Raw genomic sequence first — 11,862 nt, 5'->3', positions numbered from 1 at the left:
ATTCCTATTTTCTGGACGGCCCCGTGTCCTATCTCCAGGGAACGGTCTTGCGCTCGGCTTCCGTCATAGGCGGCAGGAGCGCATCCCCGGGCTCCATGCGGTGGCCCCTGGAATCGTGGACGGCGAAGCCCAAGCCCACGGTCTTCCCGGTGGCCTTGTCCGTCTTGCCCCGGACGGCGCAGCAGCCGTACTCGCCTCGCTTGCTGAGGGCGACGAGCTTGAGGCTGAACATCGGCCGGCCGTTGTGGCGGCCGATGACGCGGCGGCAGACGTAGCGGCAGGCGTCCTGAGGCGACATGCCCTCCCGCATCTTCTCGACGACGAGGAAGCTGGCGCAGGTCTTGATCGATTCCTCGCCCTGGCCCGTGGCCCCGGCCGCCCCGACGGCGTTGTCGACGTAGAGCCCGGCGCCGATGATGGGGGAATCGCCGACCCGGCCGACGATCTTGAAGCGATGGCCGACGGTGCTCGTGCAGCCGGCGATGTCGCCCTTGGCGTCGAGGACGAGAACGTTGATCGTCCCGCCGCCCTCGGGCTTGTCTTTGTCCATGGGCGGCATGTAATAGTCCCTGTCGCTGAGGTTCTCTTTCCAGTCCCGCCAATGCTCCCGGGCCGTGTCGGTCAGGAGGTCCTCCTCCTTGAGGCCGTGCATCTTGGCGAACTTCAGGGCGCCCTTGCCCACGAGCATGAGGTGGTCCGTCCGTTCCATGACCAGCCGGGCCACCACGGAGGGAGTCTTGATGTTCTCGAGGGCGGCCACGGCCCCGGCCTTGCCGTCGGGGCCGTTCATGACCGAGGCATCGAGCTGGAGGAACCCTTCCTCGTTGGGATCTCCGCCGTAGCCGACCGAGGCGTCCCTGGGGTCGAGCTCCGAGACGTTCGTTCCCTTGATGGCGGCGTCGAGCGGGCTGCCGCCGCGCGTCAGCTCCTCCCAGGCGGCCGTCGTGACGGCTTCCCGGACGAAGGCGTTGGTCTTGCTGGTGACGATGAGCGGGCGGTTGACCGGTCCGGAGGCGGCCGCCGGGAACTCGGCGGCCCGGGCCGGGCGGTGAAGCCAGGGGAGGGCGAGGCCCAATCCGGCCAGCCCCGTAAAGAACTTCCTGCGCGGCATCTTGACGGTCACGGCTTTGCCTCCATTTTTATCTCGACTGCTCCGGCCGATCAAGGCCGCCGGCCGGAGCGTCCGTTGCCTTCAGGACCAGGCAATCGATGCCGATCTTGCGGCCTTCGGATTCAGGGTTCTTCCCGTCCACCGAGAAGGTCAGGATGTTCGTGCCGGCGCGAAGCGGCACCCCCGCATAGACGTATTCCCGCGGCGGCCAGACCGGCCGCGGGAACATCTCGACGAAGGCCCTGTAGAGGTCTATGGCTTCGCCGACGGGCCGGCCGTTGACCGCCAGGCGGACGATGCCGTAGTCAGGGGCCCTCAGGTAATGGACCTTGAGGTCATACGTCCCGGCCCGCTCCGCCGGGACGGCCAGCGAGACCGCACCGGAGTCGCCGGGATCGAACTGGAGCATGGCGTCCCCGCTCTGGTTGGGCATCAGGGTCAGCCGTTCCGGGCGGCCGGATTCCCCTTTGGCACTATTGAAGCCGACGAGACCGAGATCCTCGGCTTCGAGCGCGCCGGCGACGTGCCAGCGGCCCTTGGCCGGGTCCCAGGGGCCGGCCTGGATTAGGCGGCCCAGGCGCGGCCAAGGCCGGTGAAAGCCCTTCTGGTACCAGAAGCCGAGGCTCGAGAAGTAATCGCGGCCCGTGTTCGGGAATTCGCTGATCCAGGGCCAATGCTCGATCTCGAACTTGAACGACCGGCGGAAGGGGATAGGGTCGTTGATATGGAAGCGGTACAGGCTGGTCCGGTCGCCGATCTCGCGGCCCTCGAAAACGGGGCAGCCGAAAAAGGGCTCGCTGAAGACGCGCAGGCCCCAGGCGTCGCAGAAATAGTCCTCGGTACCGGTCCCGACCATGGCCAGGCGGCCGTCCACGGTAAAGATATCGTCGCCCTCGCCGAACCAGCCGGGGGTCCGCGACCGGTTGCCCAGGACGATGCCGACGAAGTGCCCCTCGCCCTCGACGTCGAGGAGCGTCACCGGCTTGCCCCGCTCGGCCGGGTCGGTCTCCAGGAACCGGGCGTGGAAATAGCGCAGGTCCTTCAACGGGCGGCCGTAGGACTGGTAATCCACATGGTAATAGAAGCGGTTCTGGTGGCGGAGGGGAACGCTCGTGCCCTTGAAATGGTCCGGCGAGCGCAGGTTCGTCAAGGTGACCCGGGCCGAGGAATTGAAGGGCATGTACCACCAGGCGTTCTTCGACTGGCCGTCCGATGTGCATTGGATCGGCTGGCTCGAAAGGGGGGCGGTCAGCCCCATGGCCACGCCGAAGAAATCCCCGAGGGGCGCCTCAACGCTCGGATCGGGATGGCCGTCCCAATAGATCCGGATAATGAGGTTCTCGCTGCCTCCGCGATACGTCATCCAGATATGGGTGATGGCTCCGGGCCCCTTGAGTTCCGCCAGGGTCACCTCCCGGCCGTCGGGCGGAACGGGGATGGTGTCCAGGTTGAGGCCGTTCCTGGCGAACGAGCTCACCCTGGCCGCGGAGAAGTTCTTCGGCCGGGAAAGGAGCATCATCGGATTGTCGGCCGTCACCGGGTCCGGCGGAGCCGGCGCGGGTCCGGGCTCGGGGAACAGGGCTCCGCCCGTGTGGAAGGGCGGCGCCTGAGTCCGGGGGGCGGAAGCGCGGCCCGCCGCGAAAACCAGCAGAACGGCCCCCAGGGTGACGGCCGCCGCCGGCCAGACCGCGATCTTCCGTTCGGCCTGTTTCTTCAACTTGTCCATGATGCCTCCGGAGCATGACGCGGGCGGCCTCGCGGCCGCCCGCGGGTGTGATTCAGTATGCGATGCCCGTTCCGGCGGGGCAATCGGCCGAGACGGCGACCGGCAGCTTGCCCTTGGGACGGAGCTCACCCTTGAGCAGCCGGATGAACGAATCGGCGAAGACCGTCTGGTTGCCGTAGAAGCCGCCTTCGCCGTAGCCGACGACGAACGCCGCAACGCCGGCGAGCTCGCCCGCGAGATAAGGATTCCCGTACGATACGGCCGCCACGGCCTTCGGCTTGGCCCGGACGAGGCGGTCGACAAGGGCGCGGTCCTTGTCGGACAGCGGGCCGTTGTCCTTGTAGGCCGTGCGGGCGTTGAAGAGCGAGATGACGACCATATCGGCGCGTCCCGCGGCCTCGACGGCCGCGGCCCGGCGCTCGTCCGACGTGAATGGACCGACAGCGAAGCTCTTGAGGCTGGGGAACGCGGCCTTGAGCTTGGCCTCGACGACGGCCGGGGCCGGGTCGAGCTCTTTCCTCTGTATCGAAACGTGGACGATCTTGCCCGGATCGGAAGCCGCCCGCGGGAAGAAGCCGTTGTTCCTGACCAGGGTCAGGGACTCGTCGGCGACCTTGGCGACGAGCGCCTGGTGGGCCTGGCAGCCGACGATCGCGGCGACACGGCCCTCGTCGACGAGCCGTTCCCGGTGTAAGTTCAGCCGGGCTTTCCAGTAGAGTATCTTCCGGACCGAAGCGTCGAGGCGTGCCTCGCTGAGCCGCCCGGACTTCACGGCCTCGACGAGGCCGGCGATGGTCGCGACCGGATCGGCCGGCTTGAGGATCATGTCGTGGCCGGCTTCGACGGCCCGGACGCAGGCCTCGACCGCGCCGAAGCGCCGGACGACCTTCTCGTACCACATGTCGTCCGTCGTCAGGATGCCGGTGAAGCCGAGTCGGTCCTTCAACCAGCCTGTCGCCAGCTTCTTCTCGACGCTGGCCGGGAGATCGGACCCGCCGGTCACCGAGGGAACGGCGATGTGCTCGGACATGACCAGGGTGACCCCGGCCCCGATGGCCTTCTTGAAGGCGGCGAGATCGCCTGCCTCGACGGCCTCCGCCGGCTTGTCGTTCACCGTGAACTCGGTCCCGGGTATTAGCCGGACGTCGCCGCGGCCGGGGAAATGCTTGGCCGTCGCCAGCATGCCGTTCTCCTGGTAGCCCCGGATATAGGCGCCGGCCAGGCGGCCGAGGACGTCGATGTCGGCGCCGAAGGACCGGACGCCGAGCACGGGATTATCCGGCCGCGTTTGGATGTCCACCACCGGCGAAAAGGTGATGTGGATGCCGATGGCCCGGCCTTCGGCGGCACCCGCCCGGCCGACCGCGTAGGCCAGTTCCTCTGAACCCGCGGCCGAAAGGGCCATGTTGGCCGGGAATTCGGACGCCCCCGCGATCTGCTGACCGGGCCCGCCTTCGAAATCCGAGGCGACAAAGAGCGGCAGGGAGGATTCCCGCTGCAGGCGGTTGAGGAGAGACGCCGTGTCCTGGGGGGTTCCCCCGTACACCACGAGAGAGCCGATGCCGTGGTCCCGGATGAGCCCGACAAGCCTTCCGCAGGACGGGCTGTCGAGCGCGGCGAACTCGCCGCGCGTTTCGACGCTGATCATCTGGCCGGCCTTGCGCTCGAGGCTCAGGGTTCTCAGCGTCGTTTCGGCCCAGGCCGCGGCCTCGTCATGCGGGGCGGCGAGGACGGGCTTCGGGGCGGTTCCGGGACTCGGCGCGGGACGGTTGCAGGCGCCGAGCAGGCCGGCGACCGTTCCTCCGACGGCGATCAGGCGAAAAATGGCTTTCAGCGGCAACGATGCCTCCCTTCCGGGGAATGGGCCCGTCGTCCGTGAGCCTCACGAACCGGGCCGTGGGGGCCGAACCGGCCCTCGCGTTAAGGGGGCGGGCCGTCCCCCCGGCTTTCGCCGGGGGGACGGCCCGCTGAGACCGGGAACAAAAAGGCTGAGGGTCCTAGAATCCCACCTTGAACGTCAGCTGCGCGGCGCGCGGCGATTGCGGCGTGATCATCCTTTGATACTGGTTGACCCCGCTCGTGTCCGTGTAGTCGCGGCGGACGTCCGTAGTATAGAACATGCTGTAGGCGCACCAGTTGAACGCGTTATAGAGGTCAAAGGCGACCTCCAGGCGGAACTTGCCGACGGGCACGATCTTGGCCAGGCGGAAATTGACGCTCCAGGTGTCGTCCGTGTAGCGTCCGCTGGCGCCCCAATAGCCGCCCAGGTAATAGGAGTTCTTCGCCTGCCAGACGATGTCGCTGACCCGGCGGCCGTTCGAGATCGTAACGTTCGGGGCGGTCGCGTCCCAGGCATAGTCGCCGGTCGTATCCTGCACGAAGATCCCGGAACAGCCGTTGATGAAGGTCGAGAACAGGATATCCCAGGGCATACGGCAGAACGCCGAGGCGTGGAAGGACCAGCGGATGCCGTAGTTCTTCATGTTCAGGTTGCTCGGATCGTCATAGGCGAACTGATCCGGATCGGTCGGATCGAAGGCCAGCTTGTCGTAATTGCGCCACATCCGCGAGTAGTTGGCCATGAAGCCCCACTTGCCGCTGAAGTTGCGCTTGATGTTGAACTGGAGGCCCTTGTAGTCGAACTTCCAGCGCCTGGCGTCGCCGCCGTACCAGGTCCGCTGCCAGATCGTGTTCCAGTCGGGGAACCGGTAGTCGACGAAGGCCCCGTCCTCGAAGACGGCGTTGATGTCCTCCATATAGGACGTGTAGGTCTCCCGGTAGACGAAGGAGGTCTCGAAGACGAGATCCCAGATGAGCTCCCGCTCGAACGAAACGACGTATTCGTCGTTGAACTCCATCTGCATGTCCTTGTTATAGTCCGCGGGGTAAGAGAGCTCGGGATCCGTGTAGAGGGTCATGGCCTCGGCGCCCAGGCCGATATTGGCCGAGGACATCCGGTATTCGGGGAAGACCATGGTCCGGGCGTAATTGTTGTAGTCGCCGGTGCCGACGTACTCGAAGTAGCGCCCGTAGTGGAACTTGAAGACGCCGACCTTGGGCAGGTTGTAGGTGACGCCGAGCCGGGGGGCCAGGCCGCTGTCGTCGAACTCGATGTTGTTCCGCATGCCCGCGTAGATGGCGTCCATGGAGGCCGGCAGCTCGTCGCGGTGATACATGTTCTCGCGCTGGTGCTCCCAGCGGAGGCCGAGCGAGAAGTTCAGGTTCCGGGTCAGCGACCAGTTGTCCTGAATGAACGCGTTCTCGCTCGTGACGACGACCTCGTTGTCATAGCGGTCCTGGGGCAGCCCCGGCGCTCCCTTGGTCTTGTAGCCGCGGTAGACATAGGGCTCGGTCAGGCCGTAATCGGCGTAATTCAGCCCGTAGCGGTACTGGTAGAAGCCGAGCTCGTCGACCTTGTAGATCCGGCTCCGCGTGACGTGCTGCCAGGGCCGGATGTCGACGCCGAGTTTGAACTCGTGGGACCCGGTTCTGAGCAGGTCCGAGGCGACGTAGGTCAGGTTGCTCGAGAGCATGACGTTCTCGCGCACGGAGACATAGTCCTCGCCGTAGCCGCCGTCGTAGAGAAGGGTCGATCCGCCGTTGAACCGCTCCGTATAGCGGTTCTGGGGGTTGTCGTTGATCGCGTAGGTGTCGCGAGGCTTGTGATTGTAGCCGGCGACGAAATTGAGGATGGCCGAATCCGACAGGAGCCAGCGCCACGTCAGGGACGCCATGGGGCCGCCCTGCTGGGCCCGGTTCGCGGTCTCGAGCTGGGAGTAGGCGCTGCTCGGGAAGCCGTTGGGCTCGATCTCCTTGTAGTCGTTCTGGTAGACCACGCTGATCGTGTGCTTCGTGGTGGGCTGGAACGTGAGCTTGAAGTAGGGCATGTGGCCCCGGGTCTTCTGGACGATCTTGGAGACGACGATCGTGTTGGGGATGACGTAATCCTGATTGTCGTACTTGTAGGTGGCCAGGAACCAGAGCTTGTCCTTCAGGATCGGGCCGCTCAGGCTGACGTTGGGGATGATATAGCTCGTCTGGCTGGCGGAGCCTCCCTCGACGTTGGTCCAGTTGAAGGACTGGGGCTGGAACTGGACGAACACCGATCCCTTCAGCGTGTTGCCGCCGGACTTGGTGACGATGTTCATGAACGAGGACCGGGCGTTGCCGTATTCGGCCGAGGCGCCGGCCGTCTTGACGTCGATCTCCTCCATGGCCTCATAGTTGAAATTGGCGTATGAGGTGCCGCTCATGGAGTCGTTGATCTCCATGCCGTCGACGAGGATCTTGTTTTCATAGCCGTCGTCCTGGTTGTGCTGGTCCCAGAAATAGGTCGAATTGACCAGGTTATGGGTGACGCCGGCCGCGTTGACGAGGGGCGAGCCGAGGGATGCGCCGGCGACGCCGGGCAGGGTGTTGAAGACGTCGACGTAGTTCACCCGCGCCGCCAGGGGAACGGTCTGCAGGAGATCGGTCGTGATGACGTAGCTCTTGCTGCTGCTCACCAGATCGATGCTCGGCCGCTCGGCCGTGACCTCGATTGTTCTCTCGAGCCCGCCGGCCTTCAGGACGACGTTGGCCGTGTCGATCTGACCGACCTGGACCGTGACGCCCTTGATCCAGCATGTTTCGAAGCCGTCGAGCTTGGCGCAGATGACGTACTTGCCCGGAGGAAGGTAAAGGAACCGGAATTGACCCCTTTCGTCGGTGACGTCCGACCGGGACTTCATGAGCGCGTCGCTCGTGATATCGATCGTGACGCCGGGCAGGGGCTGGCCCGAGTCATCGGCGACGAATCCGCGCAAGGTGCCGGTGGTGACCTGGGCCTGCATGAGGCCGGTCAGGACCGCGGAGAGGAGCCCAAGAACGAGGAAAGAGCGTTTGAACCTCTGCAACATGTTGCCTCCTTTCTCAATGATTTTGGACAGAACGCGGACGGGAATTCAGGATTTTGAGAGTAATCGTTATCGCACCTCCTTCCAGACCGACGAAGGGAGCGTAATCGCTTTCGAGAAAGCCGGAGGACGGAAAATGAAATACTAGTCGGGGCAGGGTTTGAGTGCCGGTACGTTCTGATCGGGCCGGTTTAATCAATATAGCTTCTCAGCTACTCAATCGTTTAGCTCAAACGTTTGTTTTATATTATGCAATGGCTTCAATCCTTGTCAAGCGCTTTTTTTCAGGACGCAGATTGCCTCTGAAGGTGGTCGTCTGCCCTTCAGCGCAAGGCTTCGATCTTGATTGCCGCTGAGGCGCCCCCAGTCGCCGGATCGCCGTCCTTGCGGACGAGGAGACGGTACTCCCGGCCGCCGAAAGACGAGAGGTCGATGACGGCTCTCCCGGAAGAGGGGATGAGCTTTTCGGCCAGGAGGGCCGTACGCTCGAGGGCGCCGGTCTTCGCGTCAACGGCGTGAAGCGAGACCGATACCGTCGCCCCCGGGTCCTTCTCCCAGGCGCCCTTGAGCTTCCAGGTCAGGACGGCATTGTCCTTGGGGCCGGTCAGGCAGACGTCCGTGATGAAGCAGACGTTCTTCACCTCGATATCTTGCTCGGCGAGCTTCCAAAGCTCGGGCTTCTCGAACCGTCCCTGCAGGTTGTAGCGCTGGTCGCCGCCGCAGTTGTTGATCACCGCCAGCTCCTCGTCGTATTCGAAGTCCCGGTAGAGCTCGCGGATGAGGGTCGAACCGACGTTGAAGACGATGCGGTCGTCCTTGAGATGGCCGCCCGCGGCCCGGTTCATGTAGCGCCACTGAGGCTGGAGCGGGGGAACGGGATCGAAGTCGAGATCGTCGGGAACGGTCGGCGTGGCGTCGAAACAGGTCCAGCCGTAGTGGCTGCCGAGCCAGATCTGGTCGTAGCGATGGCCGTTGGAGCAAGGGGCTGTCTCGTTTTCGTCGAGGAGTCCGTTCCTGTTCGCGTCCCATGCCCCGGGTCCCTGGGGCGTGCCCGTGCCGAGCCAGCGGGCCGGGATGCCAATGAAGCGCATGGCCCCGGCGACCATCACGCTCGTTCCCGAACACGCGATGATCTGGGTTTTGTCGTAGGGACGGTTGGAGAGCTCGATCTTGAGGTTGCCGGGATTGGCGTCGTAATGATGCCGGTCGTAATCCACCGCCGCAGAGATCCGCTTGGCCGGGCTGGGATAGTAATAGGTGTCCTGGATGTATTCGACGACATTGCGTGCGGCCCAATAGGCGTTGTCCATGTCGGCGGGGACCCCGTACTTCCTCTGGATGTGCTTCCGGACCCGGTCGAGGAACTCTTCGTAGGTCTTCCGGTCGCTGAGATCGTAGAGGTCGGGGTCGTCGGCCAGGTAGTCCGTTCCTTTGAGAGCCCGGACATCCTTGTTGACGCGGTGAGGATAGACGAAGTTCCGGCCCGGGGCCATCCAGATGTCGATTTCGTAGCGGGACGTGTAGCGCCGGGCCGGGGCTTCGGCATACTCGATCTGGGCCATGTACTGCCGGCTCGAGGTGTCGCCGGCTGGGTCCATGGTCAGCATCCTGGCCTTGGCGTTCGCCGCCCCCGAGGTGTCCGAAAACGTCTCCGTGCCGGCCTCGACGTCCTGCCGACCGAGTTGAAGGTAGCCGTAGGGGCGGGAATAATTGTGCATGACTTTGCCGCCCGCCACACCCTCCTTTTCGGGCTCGGTGCTGATGGACATGATGAGATGCCGCAGGATATGGGGGCCCTCGTAGGGGGCGTCAAGGTTCTTGGTGACGTTGACGCGGTGGACCCGGTCGGGCCCCGGAGCCCCTTCGGGAACCCAGAGCGAGTCTCCTCCGAAGGCCAGTCCCGAAGCCGGAAGACCGGCCCCGGATGAGCGGGGGCGGCCGAAGTGGAAGAGGCCTCGCCCGGTCTCCGCCTCCGCGCAGTAGATGGCCTCGTTGCCGACGGTGCCCCAGAGGTACAGAAGGCCGTCGAGGGCCATGTAGGCGAAGCCTGAAGACGGTTCCGTGCCGGCGTCCGGCATATGCTTGACGAACACGGGCTGGCCGCTTTCCCTGGGCCAGGAGAGGCGCACCGCGCCTCTCTGGACGCGCAGGTTGCGGTCCTTGAACGACGAGCCGTCGAAGCCGACCAGGATCTTCCCGTTGTCATATCCGAGGGACAAGAGCTCCCGCTCGCCGATATTATAGGAATAGCGCGACAGGTCGGCGGAGACCGGCTTCCCGCCCGGGCTGAAACGCCAGAGCTGCGACTTCTTGGCGCCGGCCGTCCCGATCCAGTTCAGGACATAGAAGACCTCGCTCCCGTTGTCCAGCGTGAAGGCCAGGCCCCGGGGGCTCTCGATCTCCGGCTTCCCGTCCCGGGCCGGCAGCGGCAGGACATCGAGGAGCGTCAGCTCGCCGGCCGCGGCCTTCGGTCCGTCGGACGGCTTGTAGACGAAGATCTTGCCCGCGCCGTCGAGCACGAAGAGGCGCGGCGCCTTGGGCGAGACCTCGTCGTAGGCGAGGCCCCGGACCTCGCCGTTTTCCGCGGCCAATCTGTAGCAGGCCTCGCTCTCGCCTACGATCGGAGGTTTCGACGCCGCAGCGGCCGCGGTGACGCACAGCAATGCGGTCAGGACGATCCAAGTTCCTTTTTTCATCGAGTGCTCCTTCTTTGTCATCATGGTATCCGGGACCGCTCTCATTTCACGAGATGGAAGCGGGTCTGGCGTCCGTCGAGGAAATAGGTCCCCTTGTCCGTGAAGGCGAAGACCTGCTCCAGGGCGACGCGGAATTCCCGGCCGCCCCATTCCGGAACGGGCGCGGCCGTGCTCAGCTCGGCCGTGAACGTGCTGTCCGGGACCAGGCGGACGTCGCCGCGGGCTCCCGTGTTGACCTGCTCCCAAGGCAGTCCGAGCAGCGGGCCCGGCTCATGCAGATACGGGCCGATCCCATGGGAGTAGATCCTGGCGCCCCGGATCCCGGCCGCCGCGGCGGCCTTCAGGGCGCTGGCCAGGATCTCGTTGCCCGTCCGCCCGGCCTTGAACTCGGCGAGGAAGACGTCCTGAAGCCGGTTCGTCTGGAGCATGGCCGCCTGGACGCCGGCCGGCACGTCCGTCTCGCCGGGCTTGAGGACGTAGGCCCACTCGCAGTGATCGGTCGCAAAACGAAGGTACTCGAGGCCCGCGTCGGTCTGGAGGTAATCGCCCCGCCGGATGACCTTGTCGTCGGCCCCGTACTTCTTGACCGTCTCGGCATCGCGGTTGCGGATGCGGAACGTCGGCCAGGCGCAGACCTTGAGCCCGAGATCGGAGATCCGCTGGCAATAATGATAAAGGAGGTCGTCCACGGTCGTCACCCCCGGGGTGATGGCCTTGGAGGAAAAGGTTTCGGCGATCAGGGCATGGGCCACGGCGATCACCCGCTCATAGACGGCCAGTTCCTCATCCAGAAGGGTTTCGAGCCAGAGAACGGTCAGAGGCTCGGCCGACCGGAAGCGCCGGGCCAGCTCCGGTCCGATGGCCCGGGCCAGCCGGGCCTTGAGGGACGAGGTCAGGCCGCCGGCGGCCCAGATCTCGTCCGATTCGTTGATGCCGATCGTCCGGGGATCGCGCTCCCGGACAAGGCGGGCCAGGCAATCCCACTGGCTCTCTGTCCTGGCGTTGTCCCAGGCCCGCCAATCCCAGGCGTTCACGTGCATGCCGAGCATGTCGGTCCGCGAGACGTTGAAGCGCTCGACCGGCCGGCCGGGCTTCTTGGAGAAGACGAGGATCTGGGTGATGGGGCACCAGAGGTTGTAAGGGATCATCGTCTTGAAGACGGGGTCGAGGGCGTCCTCGTTCGATACGATGATCCACATGTCGAACCCGGTCTCTTCCATGATCCGGGGCAGGAGCCGTTCGAGCCTCATCGCGGTCAGTTGATTGATGGTCGCGGCCTGGGCCCGGACGCTGAGGATCTCGGGCATGTCCCTGGTCTGGCCCCGCGCCGCCGTCGCGGCCAGGAAGGCGGCCAGGAGCGGGACGAGCATTCGACGGAGGATCGAGCGCATGGATCGTTCTCCTTGGGTGGGATGGGCCGAACCGCCGGCCGAA

6 protein-coding genes are annotated in these 11,862 nt (G+C 65.1%); all 6 read right to left on the bottom strand.

All coding sequences use genetic code 11. The annotated features are described in order from the left end of the window. Positions 1 to 28: 28 nt before the first annotated feature. Positions 29 to 1,123, bottom strand: coding sequence for a N(4)-(beta-N-acetylglucosaminyl)-L-asparaginase (locus ABFD52_04460; GenBank protein MEN6560009.1), 1,095 nt, complete (start codon positions 1,121 to 1,123; stop codon positions 29 to 31). A gap of 16 nt (positions 1,124 to 1,139) precedes the next feature. After that, positions 1,140 to 2,837, bottom strand: coding sequence for a DUF2961 domain-containing protein (locus ABFD52_04455; GenBank protein MEN6560008.1), 1,698 nt, complete (start codon positions 2,835 to 2,837; stop codon positions 1,140 to 1,142). 52 nt (positions 2,838 to 2,889) lie between these two features. Then, entirely contained in the window at positions 2,890 to 4,677 is a 1,788-nt protein-coding gene (locus ABFD52_04450; protein MEN6560007.1) for a glycoside hydrolase family 3 N-terminal domain-containing protein, read from the bottom strand. A gap of 157 nt (positions 4,678 to 4,834) precedes the next feature. Continuing rightward, positions 4,835 to 7,735, bottom strand: coding sequence for a TonB-dependent receptor (locus ABFD52_04445; GenBank protein ID MEN6560006.1), 2,901 nt, complete (start codon positions 7,733 to 7,735; stop codon positions 4,835 to 4,837). Between the two features lie 320 nt (positions 7,736 to 8,055). After that, on the bottom strand, positions 8,056 to 10,428 hold the full coding sequence (locus tag ABFD52_04440) for a transglutaminase family protein (protein ID MEN6560005.1): 2,373 nt from the start codon (positions 10,426 to 10,428) through the stop codon (positions 8,056 to 8,058). 41 nt (positions 10,429 to 10,469) lie between these two features. Further along, entirely contained in the window at positions 10,470 to 11,819 is a 1,350-nt protein-coding gene (locus tag ABFD52_04435) for a M24 family metallopeptidase (GenBank protein ID MEN6560004.1), read from the bottom strand. Positions 11,820 to 11,862 lie beyond the last annotated feature (43 nt).

Source organism: Acidobacteriota bacterium (assembly GCA_039683095.1).
Lineage (GTDB): Bacteria > Acidobacteriota > Aminicenantia > Aminicenantales > Saccharicenantaceae > RBG-16-66-30.
This window is presented reverse-complemented; position numbering and strand designations above follow the sequence as displayed.

What these genes read in the sequence shown, in the direction of transcription:
- ABFD52_04455 (MEN6560008.1), bottom strand. Translation starts at nt 2,837, where the DNA reads ATGGACAAGTTGAAGAAACAGGCCGAACGGAAGATCGCGGTCTGGCCG.
- ABFD52_04445 (MEN6560006.1), bottom strand. Translation starts at nt 7,735, where the DNA reads ATGTTGCAGAGGTTCAAACGCTCTTTCCTCGTTCTTGGGCTCCTCTCC.
- ABFD52_04440 (MEN6560005.1), bottom strand. Translation starts at nt 10,428, where the DNA reads ATGAAAAAAGGAACTTGGATCGTCCTGACCGCATTGCTGTGCGTCACC.
- ABFD52_04435 (MEN6560004.1), bottom strand. Translation starts at nt 11,819, where the DNA reads ATGCGCTCGATCCTCCGTCGAATGCTCGTCCCGCTCCTGGCCGCCTTC.